The sequence below is a fragment of the Micromonospora sp. NBC_01699 genome (assembly GCF_036250065.1).
Classification (GTDB): Bacteria; Actinomycetota; Actinomycetes; order Mycobacteriales; family Micromonosporaceae; genus Micromonospora_G.
Map to the genome: position 1 here is coordinate 6,541,581 of NZ_CP109199.1, position 25,920 is coordinate 6,567,500.

Annotated in this window: 14 protein-coding genes and 2 rRNA genes (1 of these 16 cut by a window edge); 4 read left to right on the top strand and 12 right to left on the bottom strand. The window is 69.7% G+C overall.

Annotation, left to right across the window (positions count from 1 at the left end; translation table 11 throughout):
• Window positions 1–42 precede the first annotated feature (42 nt).
• Both OG792_RS26670 and OG792_RS26675 read right to left on the bottom strand, forming a co-directional pair.
• Window positions 43–756: a TIGR03936 family radical SAM-associated protein gene (locus OG792_RS26670; RefSeq protein ID WP_329111442.1), complete on the bottom strand. Its 714-nt coding sequence runs from the start codon at window positions 754–756 to the stop codon at window positions 43–45.
• Between the two features lie 142 nt (window positions 757–898).
• Entirely contained in the window at window positions 899–2,875 is a 1,977-nt protein-coding gene (locus OG792_RS26675; RefSeq protein WP_329103417.1) for a TIGR03960 family B12-binding radical SAM protein, read from the bottom strand.
• A gap of 161 nt (window positions 2,876–3,036) precedes the next feature.
• On the opposite strand from OG792_RS26675, the gene OG792_RS26680 reads away from it, so the two are divergent.
• Together OG792_RS26680 and OG792_RS26685 are read left to right on the top strand one after the other, a co-directional pair.
• Window positions 3,037–4,839: a hypothetical protein gene (locus OG792_RS26680; RefSeq protein ID WP_329103418.1), complete on the top strand. Its 1,803-nt coding sequence runs from the start codon at window positions 3,037–3,039 to the stop codon at window positions 4,837–4,839.
• A gap of 81 nt (window positions 4,840–4,920) precedes the next feature.
• The gene (locus tag OG792_RS26685; protein WP_329103420.1) at window positions 4,921–6,396 is read left to right on the top strand and encodes a cryptochrome/photolyase family protein; all 1,476 of its coding nucleotides are present in this window, start codon (window positions 4,921–4,923) and stop codon (window positions 6,394–6,396) included.
• A gap of 31 nt (window positions 6,397–6,427) precedes the next feature.
• Here OG792_RS26685 and OG792_RS26690 read toward each other — a convergent pair whose 3' ends face one another.
• From OG792_RS26690 to ndk, 5 genes are all read right to left on the bottom strand, one after another.
• A complete protein-coding gene (locus tag OG792_RS26690) occupies window positions 6,428–7,117 on the bottom strand; it encodes a lysophospholipid acyltransferase family protein (RefSeq protein WP_329103422.1) in 690 nt (229 codons plus the stop codon).
• Window positions 7,118–7,421: 304 nt separating this feature from the next.
• The gene (gene ileS, locus OG792_RS26695; protein ID WP_329103425.1) at window positions 7,422–10,577 is read right to left on the bottom strand and encodes an isoleucine--tRNA ligase; all 3,156 of its coding nucleotides are present in this window, start codon (window positions 10,575–10,577) and stop codon (window positions 7,422–7,424) included.
• 495 nt (window positions 10,578–11,072) lie between these two features.
• Window positions 11,073–13,856 carry a DUF6493 family protein gene (locus OG792_RS26700; protein WP_329103427.1) on the bottom strand — a complete coding sequence of 928 codons (2,784 nt, stop codon included), beginning with the start codon at window positions 13,854–13,856 and terminating at the stop codon, window positions 11,073–11,075.
• Complete coding sequence (locus OG792_RS26705; protein WP_329103429.1) at window positions 13,853–15,202, bottom strand: SWIM zinc finger family protein; 1,350 nt, start codon at window positions 15,200–15,202, stop codon at window positions 13,853–13,855. Before OG792_RS26705 ends, OG792_RS26700 begins: the two co-directional genes overlap by 4 nt.
• 81 nt (window positions 15,203–15,283) lie before the next feature.
• Entirely contained in the window at window positions 15,284–15,709 is a 426-nt protein-coding gene (gene ndk / locus OG792_RS26710) for a nucleoside-diphosphate kinase (protein WP_329103431.1), read from the bottom strand.
• A 187-nt stretch (window positions 15,710–15,896) separates the two neighbouring features.
• On the opposite strand from ndk, the gene OG792_RS26715 reads away from it, so the two are divergent.
• On the top strand, window positions 15,897–17,549 hold the full coding sequence (locus tag OG792_RS26715) for a VOC family protein (RefSeq protein WP_329103433.1): 1,653 nt from the start codon (window positions 15,897–15,899) through the stop codon (window positions 17,547–17,549).
• Between the two features lie 21 nt (window positions 17,550–17,570).
• Here the strand turns inward: OG792_RS26715 and OG792_RS26720 are convergent, their stop codons facing one another.
• The 3 genes from OG792_RS26720 to OG792_RS26730 are packed head-to-tail and all read right to left on the bottom strand — an operon-like array spanning window position 17,571 to window position 21,911.
• Complete coding sequence (locus OG792_RS26720; RefSeq protein WP_329103435.1) at window positions 17,571–17,951, bottom strand: DUF4233 domain-containing protein; 381 nt, start codon at window positions 17,949–17,951, stop codon at window positions 17,571–17,573.
• Window positions 17,952–17,964: 13 nt separating this feature from the next.
• Complete coding sequence (locus OG792_RS26725) at window positions 17,965–19,236, bottom strand: bifunctional folylpolyglutamate synthase/dihydrofolate synthase (protein ID WP_442932505.1); 1,272 nt, start codon at window positions 19,234–19,236, stop codon at window positions 17,965–17,967.
• Window positions 19,237–19,295: 59 nt separating this feature from the next.
• Window positions 19,296–21,911: a valine--tRNA ligase gene (locus tag OG792_RS26730; protein ID WP_329103440.1), complete on the bottom strand. Its 2,616-nt coding sequence runs from the start codon at window positions 21,909–21,911 to the stop codon at window positions 19,296–19,298.
• Between the two features lie 69 nt (window positions 21,912–21,980).
• Here OG792_RS26730 and OG792_RS26735 point away from each other — a divergent pair, with 69 nt between their 5' ends.
• A complete protein-coding gene (locus OG792_RS26735) occupies window positions 21,981–22,673 on the top strand; it encodes a hypothetical protein (protein ID WP_329103442.1) in 693 nt (230 codons plus the stop codon).
• 130 nt (window positions 22,674–22,803) lie between these two features.
• Here OG792_RS26735 and rrf read toward each other — a convergent pair.
• Together rrf and OG792_RS26745 are read right to left on the bottom strand one after the other, a co-directional pair.
• Window positions 22,804–22,920: ribosomal RNA gene (gene rrf / locus OG792_RS26740) — 5S ribosomal RNA — on the bottom strand.
• A gap of 91 nt (window positions 22,921–23,011) precedes the next feature.
• Window positions 23,012–25,920 (bottom strand): 23S ribosomal RNA (locus OG792_RS26745); it runs 200 nt beyond the window's last position.

Below are 25,920 nucleotides of genomic sequence, written 5' to 3' on the forward strand. Positions count from 1 at the left end.
AGTCTGGCTAACACTGAGCGCTGGCCGGAATTCGACTAGCGTTCACCGATGGTCTACCCCGTCGCGGTCCGCCTCCAACGGATCCGCGATCGCCCCGTGCGCGGTCAACGAGCCCTGTGCCAGCCGGGTCGCCCTTGGCGGCACCGGCGGCTCCAGGTCGGCCACCACGCGGAGGCCGGAAAGGACGTCATCGGGTCGTACGGACGGAGTGACCTGCCGTATGACTAGGTCGAGTATCGCACACGGTACGCCCGCGACCTCGGAAGGTGCCCCAGTCTGGTCGATCACATCGACCCTGTTGACTGCCTCGCGAGCGTCGAACGTACGCCGCCCCTGCTTGGTCAACCGCTCGACCAGTACCTCGGACGAGGCCCGGAATTTCTCCACCGCCTGCCGTGCCACGTCGGACTCGACCCCCGGCAGCTCGATCCGCCAGTGCGAGGCGTCGATCCGATCGGCGAGACTGCCGCCGTGGGCGACCACCACCTCCAACACGTCGAGTCCGGGCGACAGGGCGGCGTCGAGCGCGACCCGCAACGCCTCCGGGTCGACCTCGGCCTGCAACCCGACCTCCAGGTACTCGGCCTCGCTCGCGGTCCCGGTGGGGGCCGCGCTGGCGTACGAGATCTTGGGGTGTGGGGTGAAGCCCTGCGAGAAGGCCACCGGTACGCCGGACCGGCGCAGGGCCCGCTCGAACGCGCGCGCGAAGTCGCGGTGCGAGGTGAACCGGAGCGGCCCGCGCTTGGCGTACCTGATCCGGATCCGCTGTACGACCGGCGCCTGACCACCCTCTGGCTGGTTCTTCTTGCTGATCGTGGTGCTCCTCGGTGTGGCCGGGCGGGCGGTGGCCCGCTCCGGCTCGGATGGGTACGGCCTGCGGCGGCCGACGGTGGCCGGGTCAGACGCCGGTCGGCGTCCGCAGGCCGGCGTTGACCGGGGTGAGCGGCAGCAGTTTCTTACCGGTCGGCCCGATCTGGATCTCGGTGTCCATCGAGGGACAGACACCGCAGTCGAAGCACGGGGTCCATCGGCAGTCATCCTGCTCGAACTCGGACATCGAGTCCTGCCAGTCCTGCCAGAGCCAGGTCTTGTCCAGGCCGGAGTCGAGGTGGTCCCAGGGCAGCACCTCCTGCTCCTCGCGCTGGCGGGTGGTGTACCAGTCGAGGTCCACGCCGAAGGTCGGCAGCACCTCGGCGGCGGCACCCACCCAGCGTTGGTAGGAGAAGTGCTCGCTCCAGCCGTCGAACCGCCCGCCGTCCTCCCAGACCTTGCGGATCACCGCGCCGACCCGGCGGTCGCCACGGGAGAGCAGCCCCTCGATCAGCGACGGCTCGCCGTCGTGGTAGCGGTAGCCGATCGCCCGGCCCAGCGACCGGTCCGAGTTGATCGCCTGCTTGAGCAGCCGGAGCCGGTTGTCGATCACCTCCGGGGTCTCCATCTTCGCCCACTGGAACGGGGTGTGCGGCTTGGGTACGAAGCCGCCGATGGAGACGGTGCAGCGGATGTCCTTCGACCCCGTCGCCGCCCGCCCAGCCTTGATCACCTCGTGCGCGAGCCGGGCGATCTGAAGCACGTCCTCGTCGGTTTCGCTGGGCAGCCCGCACATGAAGTAGAGCTTCACCTGCCGCCACCCGTTGGTGTAGGCGGTGACGACGGTGCGGATGAGGTCCTCCTCCGACACCATCTTGTTGATCACCTTGCGGATCCGCTCCGAACCGCCCTCCGGGGCGAAGGTCAACCCGGTGCGCCGGCCGTTGCGGGACAGTTCCTGGGCCAGGTCGATGTTGAACGCGTCGACCCGGGTGGAGGGCAGCGAGAGCGAGACGTTGGTGCCGGCGTACTGCTCGGCCAGGCCGGAGCACATGTCGCCGATCTCGGAGTGGTCGGCCGAGGAGAGCGAGAGCAGGCCCACCTCGGAGAAGCCGGAGAACTCCAGACCGTCGCGGACCATCTGCCCGACCGTGGTGATCGACCGCTCCCGTACCGGACGGGTGATCATGCCGGCCTGGCAGAACCGGCAACCCCGGGTACACCCCCGGAAGATCTCCACCGCGTACCGCTCGTGCACCGTTTCGGCGAGTGGGACCAGGGGCTTCTTCGGGTACGGCCAGGCGTCGAGATCCATCGTCGTGCGCTTGTGCACCCGGAACGGCACGTCCGGCCGGTTCGGCACGACCCGCTGGATCCGGCCGTCGGGCAGGTAGTCAACGTCGTAGAACTTGGGAACGTAGACGCTCTCGGTCCGGGCCAGCCGCAGCAGCAGCTCGTCCCGGCCGCCCGGGGACCCCTCGTGCTTCCACTGCCGCACGATCGCGGTGATCTCCAGTACGGCTTCCTCACCGTCACCGAGCACCGCCGCGTCGATGAAGTCGGCGATCGGCTCCGGGTTGAACGCGGCATGCCCGCCGGCCACGATGATCGGGTCGGCGTCGGTCCGGTCGGCGGCGAGCATCGGCATGCCGGCCAGGTCGATCGCGGTGAGCAGGTTGGTGTAACCCAGCTCGGTGCTGAACGAGATGCCGAACAGGTCGAAGGTGCCGACCGGCCGGTGTGCCTCGACGGTGAACTGCGGCACCCGATGCTCGCGCATCAACGCCTCAAGATCGGGCCACACCGCGTACGTCCGCTCGGCCAGCACGTCGGGCTGCTCGTTGAGCACCTCGTAGAGGATCTGTACGCCCTGGTTGGGCAGGCCCACCTCGTACGCGTCCGGATACATCAGCGCCCAGCGGACGGTTGCCGACTCCCACTCCTTGATTACCGCGCCCAGTTCGCCGCCCACGTACTGGATGGGCTTGCTGACCCGGGGCAACAGCGGCTCAAGCTGCGGCCAGATGCTGTTGCTGTGGCTCGTCGTGGTCGTCGGGACGCTCATGACCGCCAAGGGTACGCGGCGCGCCCGGCCGACCGGTCACCATATGCCCGAGCGGTCGTGTGCTCACCGGCGCGGGAGCGCTGATGCCCCCCGTGGCCCTCGATGCCGCAGTGGCCCGCCGCTACTACCCTCGTACCGGCGCGCGAGAGGAGCACACCCCGATGCCGGAGCCACAGCCGGAAGTCACCCCACCGGCCGGCCAGTCCCGACCGCCCGAGCCCTCGGCTGCCGCTCCGCCCCCGGAGCGGGGTCCCGCCGACCCGACCCCCACCCCGACTCCGCAGCCGCCGACCTCGGCCGACGCGAGGGCGGGGAGCACGGTTGTACCCCCGGCCGACCAGCCCACGGCCGGGATCGAGACACCGCGCGGCGACGCGCCGCCGACCGGGGCAAAGCCGCCGCCGGCTCGATCCGACGCACCCCCGACGAAGGCGGAGCCGGCGGTGGCCCGGATCGACACACCCCCGACGAAGGTAGAGACGCCGACAGGCCCGACCCCCGCACCGCCGACGAAGGCGCAGACGCCGGTGACCGCGACCGACGCGACCGCGACGAAGGCGGATATACCGGTGGCCGGAAGCGACGCGGACCCGGCCGGAGCGCAGACGCCGCAGGCCGGCGACCTGCCGGCGACCAGGTCGGACAAGCCGGTGACCGAGCCGGCACCACCACGTTGGACCGGGTCGGCGGCGGTGCCGCCACCGACGCCGAAGAAGAAGCGGCGCCCCCTGGGCGGAATAGGAAGCGGGGGCGCGGCCGGAAGCGGGGGCGGGGAGCAGAACCGGGCCGTGCCGCCGCCGCGCAACCCCACCCTGCGGCTACCCGTGGGCGAACCGGACATCTCGGACCGGGACACCCCGGTCGACCCGTGGGCCGCCGCAGACCCGGAACCCTGGGCGGCACACGTGGCATCGATCTCGCCGGCTGAGCCGTACCAGCCGGTCTCCCCGGCGGAGTCGTACCGGCCGGTCTCACCAGCTGAGCCGTACCACCCGGTCTCCCCGGCGGAGCCGTACCGGCCGACCTTGCCGGCGGAGTCGTACCGGCCGGTCGGGTCGGATGATCCGCGCCGGGGGGTGCCGCCGGGCGAGCCGTACCGACCGGTTTCGCCCGCGCAGGCGTACCCGCCGGCTCCGCCGCGTCCGCCGGTGCGGCCGTACCCCGCGACCCGGCCGTTCTCGGCGGGCCCGCCGGCCGCCGCGCCCCCGCCGCCGCCACCGCCGTCGGCGCGGTCCGGTCGGCCGCCGGCAGCGGCGCCGGTGGCGAAGGTGCCGGCTCCGGTGGCGAAGGTGCCGGCGCAGACCAGGCGCGGCCGCCGGGACCGCGACCGGCCGCCGCCCCAGGGCCCGACATCCGCGCCGCCGCCCGGCTGGCGTCCACCACCCGGGTACGTCGCGGTCACCGCCCGGCGACGGCGACGGTGGCCGAGGGTGATGCTGGTGCTGTCCCTGCTCGGCCTCGTCTGCTGCTGCGGCGGCCCGGCCTGGTACGCCAAGCCGATGTGGGAGCAGTACCCGGTCAGCGCCACCCTGCCGGCCGAGGTGATCGACCTGCACAAGCGGGAGGACCAGGCGAGCGAGCAGGTCACCACGCAGCTCAGGGAGCAGATGGCCACCAGCGACCTGTTCGGCGACACCTTCGCCGGGGTCTACACCGACCCGTCGAACAAGGTGGTCACCATCTACGGCAGCACCGGGTTCCGGTTGAACCCGGAGCAGGACCTCGACACCGCGATGGCGCAACTGAGCACCGAGTACGCGCTGAACGACGTAACCGTGATCGACACCGGCGTACGGGGCGAGTTCCAGCGTTGCGGCATCGGCCAGGCCGGCAGGACCGACGTGGTGGTCTGCTCCTGGGCCGATCACGGCAGCCTCGGAACCGTGCTGTTCACCCGACTGTCGATGGAGGACAGTGCGAGTCTGCTCGCCCGGTTGCGGACCGAGATCATCAGGCACGAGTGACCGTATTTCGTGTGACCGGATACACAGTCGACCGACGGATAAGCTCCGGTAGAAACCAGTCAGGCGGTGCACAATCGGGCTATGTCGCGGCGCTGGATCTTCGCTGACCAACTCGGGCCGCACTTCCTCGACGACCGCGAACAGCAACTACTCCTGATCGAGTCGAAGGCGGTCTTCCGTCGCCGGGCGTTCCACCGGCAGAAGGCGCACCTGATCCTGTCCGCGCTCCGACATCGGGCCGCCGAGCTCGGTGACCAGGCATTGCACGTACGGACGGACACCTATCGGGAGGGGCTTCGACAGGTCCGGGGACCGATCGAGGTCTGCCATCCGACCTCGCGCCGGGCCCGGGACCTGGTCCGGTCCCTGGACGACCGGGTGACAGTGCTGCCGGCGCGCGGTTTTGTCACCAGCCAGGCCGACTTCACCGCCTGGGCCGACGACCGGCGCGGGGCGATGCGACTGGACGACTTCTACCGCCACGCGCGCCGCCGGCACCGGGTCCTGCTCGACGCCGACGAGCCGGTCGGCGGCCGGTGGAGTCTCGACGCCGACAACCGGCAGCCGCCGCCGAGGGAGTCCGAACGGCTCGACGTCCCCCCACCCCCACTCCCGGCGGAGGACGACATCGACGCCGAGGTCCGGTACGACCTCGACCGGTGGGCGGCGGAGGGGATCCGGTTCGTCGGCCGGGACGGCCCCCGGCTGTTCCCCGCCACCCGGGCCGAGGCGACCGACCGGCTTCGGCACTTCCTGCGACACCGGCTGCCGACGTTCGGGCCGTACGAGAACGCGATGCTCTCCACCGACCCGTTCATGGCGCACAGCCTGCTCTCCTCGTCGTTCAACCTCGGCCTGCTCGATCCGATGGAGGCGATCCGGGGCGCCGAGCGGGCCTACCGGGAGCGGCAAGCCCCACTATCCGGTGTGGAGAGTTTCGTCCGGCAGCTGCTCGGCTGGCGGGACTTCGTCTGGCACCTGTACTGGTACTTCGAAGCCGGCTCCCGCGGTTCCGACCGGCTCGGCGCCCGCAAGTCGGTGCCGGCCTGGTTCGCCGATCTCGACGCCGACGCGGTGCAGGCGCGTTGCCTCGCCGACGTGCTGGCGGGGGTACGGGACCGGGGCTGGGTGCACCACGTGCCCCGGCTGATGGTGCTCGGCAACTACGCGGTGCAGCGCGGTTGGCGCCCGTCGGAGCTGGTCGACTGGTTCCACCGGTCGTTCGTCGACGGCCACGAGTGGGCGTTGACGGCCAACGTCGCCGGCATGAGCCAGTACGCCGACCCGGGCCAGCTGAGCACGAAGCCGTACACGGCCGGTGGCTCGTACGTCAACCGGATGAGCGACTACTGCGGCGGCTGCCGGTACGACCCGAAGCGGCGGCTGGGCGAGGACGCGTGCCCGTACACCGCCGGGCACTGGGTCTTTCTCGACCGTAATCGGGAGCGCCTGCCCGGCAACGCGCGGATGGCCCGCAGCCTGCACCAGCTCGACCGGCTCGACAACGTGCCGGCGGTCCGGGAGCAGGAGCGGCGGCGCGGCTCCACGGCCCCGTGACGCGGGACCGGGGAGCCGACGGTGAGTGCTGTTACTCGGTCGGGTCGGAGGTGGGGCTCTGCCGGGCGGGCGCGTAACGCGGCACGTACTCCTGGCCGGTGAGCCGCTGGATCTCCGCCATCAGCTCGTCGGTGACCTCGCGCAACGAGGTGCGGTCGTCTTGTCGCCCGCTGACGTCGATCGGCTTGCCGAACCGGATCACCACGCCGCGCACGTGCGGCCTCGGCACCCGTACGCCGATCGGCTGGACCCGGTCGGTGCCGATCATGCCGACCGGGATGATCGGCACGCCGGCCGCCATCGCCAGCCGGGCCGTGCCGGTACGCCCCCGGTAGAGCCGCCCGTCGGGTGACCTCGTCCCCTCGGGGTAGATCGCCACCAGTTCACCGGAACGCAGCACCGGGATCGCCCCGTCGAACGCCGACAGGGCGGCCCGCCCGCCGCCGCGTTCGACCCGGATCGCCCCCAGCCCGCCGATCACCGAGCGGCTCAGCCAGCCCCGGAACCCGGTCCCGGTGAAATACTCGGCCTTGGCCCAGAAGGAGATGTGCCGGGGCACCACCGAGCCGAGGAAGAGTTCGTCGGCGACCGAGAGGTGGTTGCCCGCGATGATCGCGCCGCCGGTGGCGGGAACGTTCTCCAGCCCCTCGATGGTGGGACGCCAGACCACGTTCATTGCCGTTCCGACGGTGATTTTGCCGACGGTGTAGAGCAGCGGCACGCGGCCTCCCCTGGTCAGCGCCCGGGCCCACCGGTCGCGGCGGCCCTCGCCGCCGCACCGATGGTAGGCCAGAGGCGCTCCGACTTCAGCATCGCCAGCGTTCCATCTCACCCTGCGCTGGCCAGGGCCCGGTCCGCCGGGCCGGGAAGGGCCACTTCGATGTACGAAGCGGCGCCCTCCCCGTCCCCACGGTCCCGCCGGTTCAGCGTCAGACCCGCCGCACGGTCACCGCGATCAGCGTCAGACCCGCCGCACGGTCACCGCGATCAGCGTCAGACCCGCCGCACGGTCACCGCGATCAGCGTCAGACCCGCCGCACGGTCACCGCCACCGGCTCGCCCTCGCCGACCTCGCCGGTGAAGGCGTCGGGCGGCAGTTGCCCGTCGGCGGTGGTGAGCGCGATCGCGTCGGCGAGCACCTCCGCCGCCACGAAGTCGCGGTACGCCTCGACCGCCGCCACCACCTCCGGCGACGCCGTCAACGCCACCTCGATCCGGTCCGACACGTCCAGGTCGGCCGCCCGGCGGGCCTGCTGCACCACCCGTACGACGTCACGGGCCAGGCCCTCGGCGGCGAGTTCGGCGGTGACCGTGGTGTCCAGCACCACCACCCCCTCGCCGCCCGGCAGTGGGGCCGAGTGCTCCACGTCGGCGGCGACCAGGCGCAGCTCGTACTCGCCTTCGGCGAGGGTGACCCCGGCGGCCACCGGCGCACCGTCGACCAGGGACCAGTCGCCCGCCTTGACCGCCTTGATCACCGTCTGCACCTGGCCACCGACGCGCGGGCCGAGTGCCCTCGGCACCACCGTGAGGACCTGCTCGCAGTAGCCGGCCAGTTCGGTGGTGAACAGCACCGTCTTGACGTTGACCTCGTCGGCGATCAGGTCGGCGAACGGTTCCAGGGCGGTCGCGTTCGAGCTGGCCACGGTGAGCGACGACAGCGGCAGCCGGACCCGCAGGCCCTTCGCCTTGCGCAGCGACAACGCCACCGAGCAGACCGTACGGGCGTTGTCCATCGCCGCCACCAGCTCGTGGTCGGCGGGGAACTCGGCCGCGTCCGGCCAGTCGGTCAGGTGCACCGAACGCTCGCCGGTCAACCCGCGCCAGATCTCCTCGGCGGTCAGCGGCGCCAGCGGCGCGACCACCCGACAGAGCGTCTCCAGCACGGTGTAGAGGGTGTCGAACGCCTGCCGGTCGCCGGACCAGAAGCGGTCCCGGGAACGGCGGACGTACCAGTTGGTGAGCGCGTCGAGGAACGACCTTACGGTGGCGCAGGCGCCCGAGATGTCGTACTCGTCGAGCTGGGTCTGCACGGTGCCGACCAGCTCACCCGCCTTCGCCAACACGTACCGGTCGAGCAGAGTGCCCACTACTTCCGGTTCAACCCGCTTCGCCTCGTAGCCGTCTGCGTTGGCGTAGAGGGAGAAGAAGTACCAGACGTTCCACAGCGGCAGCAGCACCTGACGTACGGCGTCGCGGATGCCGACCTCGGTCACCGGCATGTCACCGCCGCGCAGCACCGGCGAGGACATCAGCATCCAGCGCATCGCGTCCGACCCGTAGGAGTCGAAGACCCCGTACACGTCGGGGTAGTTGTTCAGGCTCTTGGACATCTTGCGCCCGTCGGCGCCCTGGAGGATGCCGTGTGCCAGGCAGTTACGGAACGCGGGCCGGTCGAACAACGCCGTCGCCAGTACGTGCATGGTGTAGAACCAGCCACGGGTCTGGCCGATGTACTCGACGATGAAGTCGCCCGGATAGTGGTCCTCGAACCAGTCCCGGTTCTCGAACGGGTAGTGCACCTGGGCGAACGGCATCGAACCGGACTCGAACCAGCAGTCCAGCACCTCCGGCACCCGGCGCATCGTCGAGCGTCCGGTCGGGTCGTCCGGGTTCGGGCGGACCAGGTCGTCGACCACCGGCCGGTGCAGGTCGGTGATCCGTACGCCGAAGTCCCGCTCGATCTCGTCCAGCGAGCCGTAGACGTCGACCCGGGGATAGTTCGGGTCGTCGGACTTCCAGACCGGGATCGGTGACCCCCAGAACCGGTTGCGGCTGATCGACCAGTCGCGGGCGTTCGCCAGCCACTTGCCGAACGAGCCGTCCTTGACGTGCCCCGGCGTCCAGTTGATCTCCTGGTTCAGCTCGACCATCCGGTCCCGGAAGCGGGTCACCTCCACGAACCAGGACGACACCGCCTTGTAGATCAGCGGGGTGTCGCAGCGCCAGCAGTGCGGGTACGAGTGGGTGTACGTGTCCTGCCGCAGCACCACCCCCCGCTCCTTGAGCTGACGGATCACCGGCTTGTTCACGTCGAACACCTGCTCGCCCTGGTACGTCGGCACCAGCGCGGTGAACCGGGCGTGGTCGTCCACCGTGACGATGGTCGGGATGCCGGCCGCGTTGCAGGCGTTCTGGTCGTCCTCGCCGAACGCCGGGGCGAGGTGCACCACACCGGTGCCGTCCTCGGTGGTGACGAACTCCGCCCCGAGCACCTGGTACGCGTTCGGGCCGGCCTGCTCGACCAGGAAGTCGTACAGCGGGGTGTAGCGGCGTCCGACCAGGTCACGGCCGTACACCGTGCCGATCTGGGTGAACCCGTCCAGCTCCTTGGCGTACGCGCCGACGCGCGCGGCGCCGACGATGAACCGCTCCCCGTTGCGTTCGAGTACGGCGTACTCGATGTCCGGGCCGACGGCAAGCGCCAGGTTGGACGGCAGCGTCCACGGGGTGGTGGTCCAGACGCCGATCTTCTCGCCGGGTTGGCCGTCGGCGGTCGGGTCGAGCTGGAACCAGACGGTCAGCGTCGGGTCGTGCCGCTCCCGGTAGACGTCGTCCATCCGGGTCTCGGTGTTCGACAGCGGCGTCTCGCAGCGCATGCAGTACGCCAGCACCCGGAAGCCCTCGTAGATCAGCCCCTTCTTGTGCAGGGTCTGGAAGGCCCACATGACGCTTTCCATGTAGTCCAGGTCGAGGGTCTTGTAGTCGTTGCCGAAGTCGACCCAGCGGGCCTGCCGGTTGACGTACCGCTCCCAGTCGTGGGTGTACTGGAGCACCGACGTACGGCAGGCGTCGTTGAATTTCGCCACCCCGAGGTCGAGGATCTCGGCCTTGCTGGTGATGCCGAGTTGCCGTTCGGCGACCACCTCGGCGGGCAGGCCGTGGGTGTCCCAGCCGAACCGCCGCTCGACCCGCCGGCCGCGCATGCTCTGGTAGCGCGGCACCACGTCCTTGACGTAGCCGGTGAACAGGTGACCATAGTGCGGCAGGCCGTTGGCGAACGGCGGGCCGTCGTAGAAGACGTACTCGTTGGCACCGTTGTCGCCGGCCGGCCGCTGCTCGACACTCGCCTCGAAGGTCTTGTCGGCGGTCCAGTGTTCCAGCACACGGCGCTCGACCGCGGGCAGGTCGGGGCTCGCCGGTACGCCCGTGCCGTCGGACGCGTGCTTGGGATACGCCATCGGGGGTCGCTCTCCTCGGTGCAGCTCACTGTCAGTGGACTGCGAGGACGAGCCCGAAACGGTACGCCGGACAGCCGGCGCGCCGCGGGACCCGCGGTACCACCCCGCTTGACGGTCAGGATCAACCGCCCGCTCGTTCGTCGGCTGTGACGGGCCGGCCCCGTCCGGTTCTACTCCGCCGGCACCCCTGTCGGGACCCCGCCGTTTCTTCCGGAGGCTCACCGGTGATATCCGGGTCATCGCCTATCCCCCCACCCTACCCGCCCCCCACCCCCACCACCCCCGAGTAACCCTCCCCCTCCCCCTCCCCTCCCCCCGCCCCGTCACTCCCGCGATCTAGGGCAAATACGTGTTAGTTGATCTCTAATCACCCCCATTTGCCCTAGATCAACGCGGCGGGGGAGGCGGGCGCGGCGGGGGCCCGGGGGGAGGGGGAGGGGGGAGGGGGGAGGGGGAGAGAGCCCGCCCTGTCCGTGTGCCGAACCTGAGGCGCCGCTACTCGCCGAGCACCCGGGCCAGCCGGCGGGCCTCGGTCACCAGCCGACCGCTGCCCCCGCGCCCCGAAATCTCGGCCAGTACGGCCAGCAGCGCGCCCCGACCGGGCCCGCCCGCCGCCTCACCGGCGCCCCCGGTCCCCGATCCGCCGCCCGTCATACGGGCGGTGGGAGTGACGGTGGGAGTGACGGTCGCGGTCTGGGCGCCGAGGGCGAGCAGGTCCGGTCCGCCGCGCCCAGTGGTGGCCAGCACCGCCGGCAGCGCCGCCTCGATGGCGGCCCAGACCTCCGCCCGCGCACCGGCCCGAGCCGCCTCGGACAGGCCCGCCACCACCCGGGTCAGCTTGATCGTGCCGTCCGCGGCCAGACCACCGAACTCCCGACCGAGGGCGGGCCCGTCGAGGTCCCCGGAGCCGGCCAGGGCGAGGAACGCGTCCACTCCGGCGACCCGGTCCGCCTCGTGCCGGGCCGCCAGGGCGTACGTCAGCGCCAGGGTCACCGCCGGGCCGACCGGGCCGGCGACCTCGGCGAGCAGCGGCAACAGTTCGGCCCCGCGCTGGTCGGAGTCGGCCAGGCCGGCGAACGTGGGCAGCGCCCACGCCGCAACCACCTCGCGATGGTTGGGCAGCACCCCCGGCCAGAGCTGGTGCTCGGGGTCGCTGAACTGGAACACCGGCCGGTCCGGCGGGTCGATCTCGAACAGTTCCCGGCCGAGCGGCCCGTGTTCGGCGGCACCCGGCCGGAGCGCGACGACCACCCGACGCTCGGGCAGCTGACTGAGCTCCCAGCGATCGAAGCGCCGGGCCGCCGGCCGCCGCTGTTCCACCCGGACCGATACCGGATCGGGTGCACCGCCGTCGGTAAGCCAGTGGGCCAGTCGTACGCCGGCCGGCGAACGCAGCGCGGCGGCCCGGCTCAGCGCGTCGCCGTCGATCTCCCGGGGCAGCCGCAGCAACGCCTGCTCCAGGTCGAACCGCCACGGCTGCCAGCCCGCCCGTTCGGCCTCGGCGAGCCGATCGACCAGTACCGTCGCGTCGAGCTGGCCGTTGGCCCGGCTCGGGGTGGCGACCAGCATCGGCACCGGCCGGTACCGGGTGTGGACCGCCATCTCGGCGACCCGCAGGGCCATCACCTGCTGCGGTCCCGGCCCGTACCCGGTGATCGGCAGCCCGGCGGGCGAACCGCCGAGCGCGGCCCGGACCATTCCGACCCCGCGCTGCCAGCCGGAGAGCCGGGTGTCGACGCGTACGGCCGCCCGGACCGCCTCGCCGAGCAGTTGCCGCAGCCGGGGAGCGCCCTGCACGTGTCCGGGCAGGAACTGCGCCTCGTACCGGTCGAGGATCGGCACGAGCGCGTCGCGCAGCGCCACCGGATCGTCCGCGTGACAGGCGACCAGTCCGGCGAGCACCCGTTCCCAGCCGATCAACGAGCTCTGGTCGTGCACCAGCGCGCCGATCTCCTCGGCGAGTTCGGCGGCGCTCGTCACCGGCGGCGGCATCGGCGTGACCGGCGGCATCGGCACCAGCGGCAGCCCGGCCGGTACGTCGACCACCACCGACGACTCACCGAGTACGGCGGCGGCCCGGCCGGGCAGGTCACCGCCGAGTACGGCGGCCAGTTCGGCGAGCCGGTCGCGGACCGGCGGCTCGATCCGGGCGGCGTGCCGGAGCACGATGGTCAGCGCCCGCTCCTGTACGTCGAGGGCGTCGTGTCCGAAGGCGACCGCCACCGTCTCCAGCACCTCGCCGGCCCGGTCCCGGTCCCGTTTCGCGACCCGGTCCAACCAGCTCAGCTGCGCCTTGACCAGCATCTTCTCCGGCCGGGCCAGGAGTTGGCCGCTGCCGTGCAGCAGGGTGTCCAGCTCCAGCCGGCCGTTGTCGTCCAAGCGGCGCAGGGCCCGCTGGGCGAGCCCGGCGACGGTGGAGTGGGCGTCCGGCAGCAGCCGCGCGTACCGGCCGACGCGTACGGTCAGCTCGGCGTCGGTCGGCGCCAGTTCGTCGTGCAGCACCACGAACGCGCGCAGCGCCCCCACCCTGTCCCCGCGCAGGAACCGGCCGAGTACGCCGTCGAGCAGCACCGCCCGGTCGACGCGTCCCTCGGCGGCGAGCGCGACCAGGGCGGACGGCATCGCCGGCTGGTGGTCCCAGCGCCGCTGCGTCTGGTCCCAGGTGCTGCGGGCCAGTTCGACCCCGAGCCCGTCGACCTCGAACAGACGGGGCAGCAGCGCGTCGAGGTACGGGTCGACCCGCAGCCGGTCGAGCAGCGGGCGGCGCTTGTCGCCGAGGTGCCACGCCTGTAGGTGTCCGAGCCAGCCCCGGACGAACGCGTCGTCGGTGGGCGGGGCGACCCCGGCCTCGGTGAGCAGCCCGGCGACCAGCGCCCACTGCCCCACCTCCCCGTCCCGGCCGAGTTTGCCGGCGAGTCGCAGGGCGAGGTCGCCGAGCCACGGCAGGTCCCGGGCGCGGGCCATCTGGACCATCTCGCCGACCGGGATGTCGCCCCACCAGTCGCGTACGTTCCGGCGAGTCAGCAGGGCCGCGGTCCGGGCGGCGGAGGGCAGGCAGCCGAGCGCGGCGACCGCCACCGCCGCGGCCGGCCGGCGGTTGCCCCACCAGCGTTCGTCGGGCAGACCCTTGACGTACGCCTCCAGCTCCGGGCCGAAGGTCCGGCGCTGCTCCTCGGTCCCGCCGCGAAGCAGCTTGCCGACCACCCCGACCCGGGCCAGTTCGATCGCGTGCCGCAGGTCCGGCCAGTTCAGCTCGGGTTCCCGGTGGATGGCGCTCACACCGACACCTCGGACGGCGCGGTGGCCGCGGTGACCAGCCGGACCGCGAGCGCGTGTTTGCACGGCCCGCGCCCGCCCCGATACTTACCCCACCAGGGACAGGTGCACGAGGCGGCGGCCCCGGTCCACCGGACCCGGTACGTCTCCTCGCCGCTGCGTACGGTTGCCAGCTCGCCGTCGATCCGCACGCAGCCGGCGTCGACCAGTGCCCGCGCGCCGACCAGCCGTGGGTTCATCCGCTCGGCCGCGGCCCCGTCGTAGGGCAGCACCCGGTGGAAGTAGCCCGCCTCGGCCACGTCGTAGCCGACCCGGCCGGCGGTGCCGAGCTGGGTCAGCGCGGCCCGTACCCGGTCGACGGGGAGCCCGGCGGCGGCGGCCAGCGCGCCGATGTCGATCGTCGGGTCCCAGGAGAGCAACGCGCTGACCAGGTCGGCGTCGTCGCAGACGTCGTCACCGGCGAGCGCGGCGAGCACCGCGCCCTCGCCGGAGAAGCCTCGGTGCGGTTCGGGTGACAGGGTCAGTGACAGCCGCAGGGCCGGTGTGCTCAGCTCCCAGGTGCTGGCGACCGGACCGCTGCCCGTCCGCACCACCGGCCCGTACGCCCGCAGTGCGGTGGCGAACCGCAGGAACGGCCGCAGGGCGGCCAACCGGCCGGCGCCGGGCAGGCAGACCGCGCCGGGCACCGCGCGTGAGGTGAGCCGCAGGGACCGCCCGGCCGGCACCACCCACAGCACCGACCGGTCCGATCCGCTGGGCAGTCGGCGCAGGAACGCGGTCGCCTCGGCCCCGCTGACCTCGACCCGGGGCTCGAACGGTGCGGTGATGACCTGCGCCTCGGCGAAGCCGCGCAGCCAGCGGGTGGGCAGCGGCACCTTCCGTTCGACCAGCGGCCCGTCGTCGATGGTGGTGACGGTGAGGTCGTCCGGCCCGACCGCGACGTGCATCGGGTCGTTGCCGCCGAGGCCGGCCAGGGACTGGCGCAGCGGCGGGTTGACGTCGACGTTGGTGGTGCCGTGGCTGGTGATCCGACCGTCGAGACCGGCCGGCAGCACGTCGAGCCGGGCGTAGACCCCGCAGCAGCCGGAGAACGACTCGAATCGCAGCCGGTCGAGTCCACCGGTGACGACCGGGTCGAGACTGGCCGGGCTGACCGGCTGGTAGTAGCGGGTCCTGGCGACCTCGGCGACCGCGAGCAGGCCGACGGCGGCCGGTTCGGGGGTGGTCAGGAAGCCGTCGAAGAACCTCGGGTGGGCCGATGGCCCACCCGAGGTCTGCAAGGTCAGTTGCCGGTCGTCGGGGGTGAGCCCGGACGGGCGCAGATATGAGTACGTCGCCAGCGTGGCCATGCCGCAGAAACTAGTCGTCCGGTACGACAACCGGACACACCCGTCACGCCACCCGCCGGGCCCACGACCGGGGTACGGAGATCAGCCCAGTTCGGGGAACCAGAGCCCGATTTCGCGCTTGGCGCTGTCGACCGAGTCCGACGCGTGCACCAGGTTCTCGCGGTTGGACAGGGAGAAGTCGCCGCGGATCGTGCCGGCCACCGCCCGGCGGCCGTCGGTGGCACCGACCAGTCCGCGAACCACCTCGATCACCTGGTCGCCGGAGAGCACCACCGCGACCAGCGGGCCGCCGGTCATGAACTCCTTCAGCGGCGGGTAGAACGGCTTCTCGACGTGCTCGGCGTAGTGCTGGTCGGCGAAATCGCCGCCAATCGTGCGCAGTCCCAACGCGTCGATAGCGAGGCCCTTGCGCTCGAACCGCGAGAGGATCTCGCCGACCAGGCCGCGGCGAACCGCGTCGGGCTTGATCAGAACGAGGGTGCGCTCGTCCTGGCTGCTGGTGGACACGCTGTTTTCCTCCTGAGCGGGAGCGGGTACGGCTGGACCAAGGTCAGCCTAGCGAGCCGGCCGGTGGCGCCCGACGCCGGCCACGTCTCACGGCCCCGCTCTTTCCAATCCTGGCGGATCGGGCCTAGCCTGGCCTTAACCAGGGAGGTCCACTGTGGCAGACGGTGTTCGTCGATCGGTCGCACCCGTGCGCAGGCTTGTCGCCGGGGTGCTGGGCACCTTCGCCACTTTTGTCATCCTGTTCGGCTGCGGCATGCCCAGTTGGGCGATCGTCGCCCTCGGGGTGGCGCTGCTGGTGCTGGCCGTCGGACTCGGCCTGGTGACCAACGTACGCAGTGGCGCGCGGGCCTGGGTGTCCGGGATCGCGCACGTACACAGCGTGTCGGAGCCGCCCGCGTCGTCGGTGTTCGGCCGGTGCGAACTCCAGATAGTGCTGGACGCACCGGGCCTGCCACCCCGGTCGATCCGGGTACGCGACCCTCGGGTGCCGGTGACCAAGTGGCCGGCACCGGGCACCGCCCTACCGATCATGGTTGCCATCGACGACCCCCGGCACGTACGGATCCTCTGGGACGAGGTGCCCACGCACGCGGAGGCCGCCGACCGGATGGACCTGCCGCCGGAGTTCGACGAGGATCTCGACCGGCTCGGCGACGACGCGCTGATCGGGGAGGACGTTCCGCCGTGGGTGCGCCGGGGCTCCGACGACGGATACCGGACAACCCCGCCGGGCGATCCGGTCACCGCGGACCTGAGCGACGACCTGCGCGGGCTGCGGGAGGAGCCGGTGGTGGTGCACCACACGCCGGGCGGGACCATCGTGCTGGAGGGCACCCTGGTCGAGCCGCCGCCCGCGGTGCCGCTGCCGCGCCGGGCGAAGCCGACCCCGGGCCCGACCCGCAGCGCACGCTCCGACGACCCGTACCCGGACGCGCCGCCGTACCGGGGCGGCGACGACCGGTCGAACACCGACCCCTCTGACCCCGACCGCCACGACGACGACCGGGTCGAGGACCGGGTCGAGGACCGGGTCGAGGACCGGGTCGAGGACCGGGTCGAGGACCGGGTCGAGGACCGGGTCGAGGACCGGGTCGAGGACCGGGTCGAGGACCGGGTCGAGGACCGGGTCGACGAGCGTTACGACCGGGACCGTGACGACGAACGCTACGACGACGGCCGTCGTGACGACGACGGCGACGGCGACCGTGGCGACGACGACCGGCCGGACGTCTACCGGGCGGAGTCCGGACCGGGGGTGGCCGGCCCCGGACGGGTCCGGCCGGTAGACGACATCGACCTGGAGCTCGATCTCGGCGACCCGACGTCGCGGCGCGACCGGTCGCCGGGCTCCGAGGCGGCGGCCGAACGCCCGGCCGCACCCGAGGACCGGGCCCCCGACGACGACACGGACCTGCTCGCCGGGCTGGTGGCCAACCCGCCGAGTGCCGAGGTCGGCGCGACGGGCCCGATCCACGGCGTCGGCATCACCCTGCTCGTCACGAACCTCGAACGTTCGGTGACGTTTTACCGGGACATGCTCGGCTTCTTCGAGATCGACGGCGGCGAGGGCAACGCCGTACTCGCCTCCGGCGCCACCCGAATCGTGTTGCGGGCCATCCCGGACGTGGCGCCGATCAACCGCCGCCTGGTGCACCTGAACCTGGAGGTCGGTGACGTCGAGGCGGTCTACGAGGACCTTCGCGCCAAGGGGGTGCGCTTCACCTACGCGCCCAGGGCGGTCAACCGGGGCGCGAAGCTGGAACTGTGGGCGGCGGCGTTCCGCGACCCGGACGGCCACGGCATCGCACTGACCCAGTGGCGCGGTCGCCCGGCGAGCTGACCGGTCCGCCGCCGGGTCCGGTCAACCCAAAATCGTCCGGCGTACGTGCAGCACGTACACCCAGACCAGCGCGAAGATGACCCCGAGCACGCCCAGCGACCAGTGCAGGAAGCTGGACAGCAGCAGCAGCCCCTGCAACGCCGTTGCCGCGTGCCAGGCCCACGACCGGGCCAGCAGTCCGCTGAGTACGACCGCGAACACCGCCAGCGCGACGATGACCCCGATCGCGGTGCCGTTCAGGTCACCGCCGACGAGTCGGATCGGTTGGATCGCCAGCAGCAGCACCAGCATCTCGATGACCAGCGTGCCGGCGCCCAGGCCGCGTACCGCCCGGACGGGGTTGCGCAGCCCCGACGGCCGCGCGTCCTCGTCCGGTTCAACCGTTTCCCGTTCCGCTGTCATCGTCTCTCCGGCTTCATCGCTTCAGCAGCCGCCGTGCGTCCGCCACGGTGACCACGGACCCGGTGACCAGTACGCCGACCCCGCTCAGCTCGGCCTCGGGGTTCGACTCGGCGAGTTCCACGGCCAGCTCGATCGCGTCGGGCATGTCCTCCGCCGTCTGGACCCGATCCGGGCCGAAGAACTCCTCGGCCAGCTCGGCCAGTTGCTCGACCGGCATCGCCCGGGGTGATGTGTTCCGGGTGACCACCACGGCGTCGACCACCGGTTCGAGCAGTTCCAGCATCCCGGACACGTCCTTGTCGGCGAGTACGCCGAGCACCGCGATCAGCCGGCTGAACGCGAACTCCTCCTGGAGGGTGTGGACGGTGGCGGCCATCCCGTGCGGATTGTGCGCACCGTCGAGCAGGATCGTCGGCGCGGACCGTACCCGTTCCAGCCGGCCGGGTGAGCTGGCCTCGGCGAAGCCCTCGCGGACCGCGTCGATGTCGAGCTGCCGGTCGGCGCCGGCACCGAGGAACGCCTCCACCGCGGCGAGCGCCACCGCGGCATTCTGCGCCTGGTGGGCACCGTGCAGCGGGATGAAGATCTCGTCGTAGACGCCGCCGAGTCCCTGGATGGCCAGCACCTGACCGCCCACGGCCACGGCCCGCCGGACGACTCCGAACTCGCTGCCCTCGCGGGCGATGGTGGCGCCGACCTCGGCGACCCGCTCCAGCAGGGGTCGGGCGGCCTCCTCGGTCTGGGTCGCCGAGATCACCGTGGCACCCTTGTGGATGATGCCGGACTTGGCCAGCGCGATGTCCTCGATCGTGTCGCCGAGCCACTCGGTGTGGTCGAGCCCGATCGGGGTGATCACGGCGACGCCGGCGCCGAGCACGTTGGTCGAGTCGTCCGCCCCGCCGAGGCCGACCTCGACCACGGCCACGTCCACCGGCGCGTCGGCGAAGATCGCGAACGCCAGCGCCGTGGTCATGTCGAAGTACGTCAGCGGCTCGCTGGCCTTCACGTCGACCAGTCGCGCCAGCGGCACCACCTCCCGGTACGCGTCGACGAACCGCGACTCGCTGACCGGTTCCCCGTCCAGGCTGATCCGCTCCCGGACAGTCTCCAGGTGCGGGCTGGTGTAGCGGCCGGTGTGCAGGCCGAACGCCCGCAACAACCCGTCGATCATGCGCGCGGTGGAGGTCTTGCCGTTGGTGCCGGTCAGGTGGATCGACGGGTACGCCCGCTGCGGGCTGCCGAGCAGGTCGAGCAGTTGCTCGATCCGGCCCAGGTCAAAGACCATCCGGGTGAAGCCGCGTGCCTCCAGTTCCGCGTCGACCCGGTTGAACTCGTTACGGTCGCTCACGAGAGTGCCTCCAGTGCGGCGGCGATCCGGGCCAGGTCGGCCTCGGCGACGGCCAGCCGATCCTTGATCTTGTTGACCACCGGCTCCGGTGCCTTGTCCACGAACGCGGGGTTGCCGAGCTTCGCCCGAGCCTGGGCCGCTTCCTTCTCCGCCGCCGCCCGGTCCTTTTCCAGCCGGGCCCGTTCGGCCGCCAGGTCGATCGAGCCACGGGTGTCCAGGGCCACGTTCACCCCACCGGCCACCGCCAGCGTCGCGCTGGCCGTGAAGTCCGGGCCGGCGTCGTCCAGCCGGACCAGCGAACGGATCAGCGGTTCGTGTCCGGCGATGCGCGCGTCGGCCAACCCGTCGAGCCGGGCTGCGACCCGCTGCGCGGGCCGCAGCCCCTGGTCGGAGCGGAACCTACGGATCTCGGTCACCACCCGTTGCAGCGTGACCAGTTCGGCCTCGGCGGCGTCGTCGACCAGCGTCGGCTCGGTCACCGGCCAGGTCGCGGTCTGCACCGTCTCCCGCCCGGTCAACGCGATCCACAGCTCGTCGGTCACGAACGGCGCGATCGGGTGCAACAGGCGCAGCACCTGGTCCAGTACATGTCCGAGCACCCGGCGGGTGACCTCGGCCGGCTCGCCACCGGCGGCCAGCACCGGCTTCGCCAGTTCGAGGTACCAGTCACAGACGTCGTCCCAGGCGAAGTGGTAGAGGGTGTCGCAGACCTTGGCGAACTCGTATGCCTCGAACTGCTCGTCGACCTCGGCGACCACGTGCTGCAACCGGGACAGGATCCACCGGTCGACCGGGGAGAGTCGAGCCGGCTCCGGCAGTGGCCCGTCAACGTTCGCGCCGTTGATCAGCGCGAACCGGGTCGCGTTCCAGAGCTTGTTGCAGAAGTTGCGGGAGCCCTGGCACCAGTCCTCGCTGACCGGCACGTCCGCACCGGGGTTGGCGCCCCGGGCCAGGGTGAACCGGGTCGCGTCGGCACCGAACCGCTCGATCCAGTCCAGTGGGTCGATGACGTTACCGAACGACTTGGACATCTTCTTGCCGTACTGGTCGCGGACCATCCCGTGCAGCGCGATGACCTCGAACGGCGGTTTGCCGTCCATCACGTACAGGCCGAACATCATCATCCGGGCGACCCAGAAGAAAAGGATGTCGTAGCCGGTGACCAGGACGCTGGTCGGGTAGAACTTCTCCAGGTCGGCGGTGCGCTCCGGCCAGCCGAGGGTGGAGAACGGCCACTGCCCGCTGGAGAACCAGGTGTCGAGTACGTCCTCGTCCTGCCGCCAGCCCGGCCCGGCGGGCGGCTGCTCGTCCGGCCCGACGCAGACGACCTCGCCGTCCGGGCCGTACCAGACCGGGATCCGGTGTCCCCACCAGAGCTGGCGGGAGATGCACCAGTCGTGCATGTTGTCGACCCAGGCGAAGTAGCGCTTGGACAGCTCGGCCGGCTCGATCCGGACCCGCCCGTCGCGGACCGCGTCACCGGCCGCCTGCGCCAGCGGGGTGGTGTTGACGAACCACTGCAAGGAGAGCCGGGGCTCCACCGTCGTACGGCACCGCGAGCAGTGCCCGACCGCGTGTACGTACGGCCGCTTCTCCGCCACTATCCGGCCGTCCTCGCGCAGCGCGGCGACGATCGCCGGCCGGGCCTCGTACCGGTCCAGACCCTCGAACGGACCGGGCGCGGTGATCACGCCGCGCTCGTCCATGATCGTGAGCGAGGGCAGCTGGTGCCGCTGGCCGATCTCGAAGTCGTTCGGGTCGTGCGCCGGGGTCACCTTCACCATGCCGGTGCCGAAGGTCGGGTCGACGTGTTCGTCGCCGACGATCGGGATCAAACGCCCGGTGAGCGGCACCTCGACCTCGGTCCCGATCAGGTGCCGATACCGCTCGTCCTCCGGGTGTACGGCCACCGCCGTGTCTCCGAGCATCGTCTCGGCCCGGGTGGTGGCGACGACCACGTCGTCGCTGTACCGGATCGAGACGAGTTCGCCGTCGTCGTCGGTGTGCTCGACCTCGATGTCCGACAGGGCGGTGAGGCAGCGCGGGCACCAGTTGATGATGCGCTCGGCGCGGTAGATCAGGCCGTCGTCGTACAGCCGTTTGAACATCGTCTGTACGGCCCGCGAGAGGCCCTCGTCCATGGTGAAACGCTCGCGGTCCCAGTCGACCGAGTCGCCGAGCCGGCGCATCTGGCCGAGGATCGTCCCACCGGATTCGGCCTTCCACTGCCAGACCCGTTCGACGAACTTCTCCCGACCCAGGTCGTGCCGGGACAGGCCCTGGGCGGCGAGCTGCCGCTCGACCACGTTCTGGGTGGCGATGCCGGCGTGGTCCATGCCGGGTAGCCAGAGCGCCTCGAAGCCCTGCATCCGCTTGCGCCGGATCAGGGCGTCCTGCACGGTGTGGTCGAGGGCGTGCCCCATGTGCAGCGAGCCGGTGACGTTCGGCGGCGGGATGACGATGGTGAACGGCGGCTTGTCGCTGTCCGCCGACGCCCGGAAGTGGCCGGCGGCTACCCACTGCTCGTACCGTCGCTGTTCTACCTCACCCGGCTGGTACTGCGCGGGCAGGGACGGGACGGCCGTGCGTTGGGTATCCAGTGTCTCGGTCACCCTGAAAGTCTACGGAGGCCCCGACCGGGACCGTCGTGGACCACCACCGGTTGGGCTACGGTGTCGGTCATGTCCGACGCGAACCTCTTCGATCGCCCTTCGGCCACCGATCCGGTGCCGGTCGACGTCACCCCGGAGCCGTACGACATCACCCCCGGCTTCGGATTTGACGACGACGAGGAGGAGAGGGAGCGGTCGGGTCGGCCGTCGCGCCGTCGGCTGATCGCGCTCGGCGCGGCCCTGCTCATCGGGGTGGCCGGTGCCGCGGTCCTGGGCGCCTTCGGGTGGCAGGTCGCACAGCAGAAGGACGCCTCCCTCACCACGCCCGACCAGCTCGCCGGCCTCACCCTGGACGGCAGCGAGCGAGCCAGGACCACGGCCGACTACCTGCGCAGCGGGTTCCTCGCCGACATCGAGGTCGACCAGAGCATCGCGGCCGTGTACGCCGACCCGGCCCGGCCGGAGGGCTCGGTCCTGCTCTTCGGCGGTACGACGGTGATGTGGCAGCCGGAGCAGGATCTGGATCGCCTGTTCAAGCTGGTGGCGGACGACTCCGGCCGGATCGACGGGCTGCGTGAGGTGCCGGCGGGTGAACTGGGTGGGGTGCTCAAGTGCGGGACCAGCCACCAGGGCGACGACCTGACGGTCTGCGGTTGGGCCGACCATGGCAGTGTCGCGTTGGCGATGTTCCCGGGCCGTACGGCCGACGAGGCGGCGCCCCTGATGCTGGAGATCCGTTCCGCCGTACAGACCCGAAGCTGACCGCGCGCCGTCGGATTCGTTTCCGGACCGACGGCGGGAAGTAGCACATCACGTGCTGGAAACAGGGCGACACATTGTGGCTGGGAAACAAGTTAGGGCCACCCCGAAGGGTGGCCCTAACTAGAAAGTTGTCCGGCGGCGTCCTACTCTCCCACACCCTCACGAGTGCAGTACCATCGGCGCTGGAGGGCTTAGCTTCCGGGTTCGGAATGTAACCGGGCGTTTCCCCACCGCTATAACCGCCGTAACACTATCGACTTAACAAACAACTCAACCCAAACCATATTTGGGGTGTTGTTCGTTTGTCGGGAATCACACAGTGGACGCGTAGCACCTTAGTAATCAAGTCCTCGGCCTATTAGTACCGGTCAACTCAACCCGTTACCGAGCTTACATCTCCGGCCTATCAACCCAGTAGTCTAGCTGGGGGCCTTACCCCATTTGCATGGGTGGGATACCTCATCTCGAAGCGAGCTTCCCGCTTAGATGCTTTCAGCGGTTATCCCTTCCGAACGTAGCCAACCAGCCGTGCCCCTGGCGGGACAACTGGCACACCAGAGGTTCGTCCGTCCCGGTCCTCTCGTACTAGGGACAGCCCTTCTCAAGTATCCTACGCGCACGGCGGATAGGGACCGAACTGTCTCACGACGTTCTAAACCCAGCTCGCGTACCGCTTTAATGGGCGAACAGCCCAACCCTTGGGACCTGCTACAGCCCCAGGATGCGACGAGCCGACATCGAGGTGCCAAACCATCCCGTCGATATGGACTCTTGGGGAAGATCAGCCTGTTATCCCCGGGGTACCTTTTATCCGTTGAGCGACACCGCTTCCACTCGCAAGTGCCGGATCACTAGTCCCGACTTTCGTCCCTGCTCGACCTGTCAGTCTCACAGTCAAGCTCCCTTGTGTACTTGCACTCAACACCTGATTGCCAACCAGGCTGAGGGAACCTTTGGGCGCCTCCGTTACATTTTAGGAGGCAACCGCCCCAGTTAAACTACCCACCAGACACTGTCCCTGAACCGGATCACGGTCCGAAGTTAGATACCCAAATCAACCAGAGTGGTATTTCAAGATTGCCTCCACCCATACTGGCGTATGGACTTCACCGGCTCCCACCTATCCTACACAAGCTAATTCGGATACCAATGTCAAGCTATAGTAAAGGTCCCGGGGTCTTTCCGTCCTGCCGCGCGTAACGAGCATCTTTACTCGTAATGCAATTTCGCCGGGCCTGTGGTTGAGACAGTGGGGAAGTCGTTACGCCATTCGTGCAGGTCGGAACTTACCCGACAAGGAATTTCGCTACCTTAGGATGGTTATAGTTACCACCGCCGTTTACTGGCGCTTAAGTTCTCAGCTTCGCCCCGAAGAGCTAACCGGTCCCCTTAACGTTCCAGCACCGGGCAGGCGTCAGTCCATATACATCGAATTACTTCTTCGCATGGACCTGTGTTTTTAGTAAACAGTCGCTTCCCCCTGCTCTCTGCGGCCATACAACGCTCCACCCGCAAGGGGCTTCACGTCTCCGGCCCCCCTTCTCCCTAAGTTACGGGGGCAATTTGCCGAGTTCCTTAACCACAGTTCGCCCGATCGCCTCGGTATTCTCTACCTGACCACCTGTGTCGGTTTGGGGTACGGGCCGCTAAGAACTCGCTAGAGGCTTTTCTCGGCAGCATAGGATCACTGACTTCACCTGAATCGGCTCGGCATCACGTCTCAGCCTATATGCGTCGCGGATTTGCCTACGACACGGCCTACACGCTTACCCCGGCACAACCACCGGCCGGGCTCAGCTACCTTCCTGCGTCACCCCATCGCTTGACTACTACCCACCAGGTTCCCAGAATCAACCACCAAAACCCGAAGGCCCCAGCAGAATCAAATGGTTAGCACAATGAGGTTCACCACGGACGCTCTTTCGCGGGTACGGGAATATCAACCCGTTGTCCATCGACTACGCCTCTCGGCCTCGCCTTAGGTCCCGACTCACCCAGGGCGGATTAGCCTGGCCCTGGAACCCTTGGTCATCCGGCGGAAGGGTTTCTCACCCTTCTTTCGCTACTCATGCCTGCATTCTCACTCGTGCCGCGTCCACAACTGGATCACTCCGCTGCTTCACCCGCGGCACGACGCTCCCCTACCCATCCACACACCTGCACGCGCCCTCGAAAGAACACGCGAAGTAAAATATGAATGCCACAGCTTCGGCGGTGTACTTGAGCCCCGCTACATTGTCGGCGCGGAACCACTTGACCAGTGAGCTATTACGCACTCTTTAAAGGGTGGCTGCTTCTAAGCCAACCTCCTGGTTGTCTATGCGATCCCACATCCTTTTCCACTTAGCACACGCTTAGGGGCCTTAGCTGGTGATCTGGGCTGTTTCCCTCTCGACTACGAAGCTTATCCCCCGCAGTCTCACTGCCGCGCTCTCACTTACCGGCATTCGGAGTTTGGCTGATTTCGGTAAGCTTGTAGGCCCCCTAGATCATCCAGTGCTCTACCTCCGGCAAGAAACACGCGACGCTGCACCTAAATGCATTTCGGGGAGAACCAGCTATCACGGAGTTTGATTGGCCTTTCACCCCTAACCACAGGTCATCCCCCAACTTTTCAACGTTGGTGGGTTCGGCCCTCCACGCGGTCTTACCCACGCTTCAGCCTGCCCATGGCTAGATCACTCCGCTTCGGGTCTAGGACACGCGACTGAACGCCCTATTCAGACTCGCTTTCGCTACGGCTACCCCACACGGGTTAACCTCGCCACATGCCACTAACTCGCAGGCTCATTCTTCAAAAGGCACGCCGTCACCCCTAAAGGCTCCGACGGATTGTAGGCGAACGGTTTCAGGTACTATTTCACTCCCCTCCCGGGGTACTTTTCACCATTCCCTCACGGTACTAGTCCGCTATCGGTCACCAGGAAGTATTTAGGCTTACCAGGTGGTCCTGGCAGATTCACGGCAGATTACAGGGGTCCGCCGCTACTCGGGAACATCCACAGAAGACCAGCCACTTTCACCTACCGGACTCTCACCGTCTACGGTTGGCTTTCCCACACCATTCGGCTAGCAACTGGTTTTATAACTTCTCGACCCAATGTCAGTTGAATCAGCAGAGTCCCACAACCCCAACCACGCAACCCCTGACAGGTATCACACGCAGCCGGTTTAGCCTCAATCCGCTTTCGCTCGCCACTACTCACGGAATCACATTTTGTTTTCTCTTCCTACGGGTACTGAGATG

What these genes read in the sequence shown, in the direction of transcription:
- OG792_RS26675 (WP_329103417.1), bottom strand. Translation starts at nt 2,875, where the DNA reads ATGAGCGTCCCGACGACCACGACGAGCCACAGCAACAGCATCTGGCCG.
- OG792_RS26680 (WP_329103418.1), top strand. Translation starts at nt 3,037, where the DNA reads ATGCCGGAGCCACAGCCGGAAGTCACCCCACCGGCCGGCCAGTCCCGA.
- OG792_RS26685 (WP_329103420.1), top strand. Translation starts at nt 4,921, where the DNA reads ATGTCGCGGCGCTGGATCTTCGCTGACCAACTCGGGCCGCACTTCCTC.
- ileS (WP_329103425.1), bottom strand. Translation starts at nt 10,577, where the DNA reads ATGGCGTATCCCAAGCACGCGTCCGACGGCACGGGCGTACCGGCGAGC.
- OG792_RS26705 (WP_329103429.1), bottom strand. Translation starts at nt 15,202, where the DNA reads ATGGCCACGCTGGCGACGTACTCATATCTGCGCCCGTCCGGGCTCACC.
- OG792_RS26720 (WP_329103435.1), bottom strand. Translation starts at nt 17,951, where the DNA reads ATGACAGCGGAACGGGAAACGGTTGAACCGGACGAGGACGCGCGGCCG.
- OG792_RS26725 (WP_442932505.1), bottom strand. Translation starts at nt 19,236, where the DNA reads ATGGTCTTTGACCTGGGCCGGATCGAGCAACTGCTCGACCTGCTCGGC.
- OG792_RS26735 (WP_329103442.1), top strand. Translation starts at nt 21,981, where the DNA reads ATGTCCGACGCGAACCTCTTCGATCGCCCTTCGGCCACCGATCCGGTG.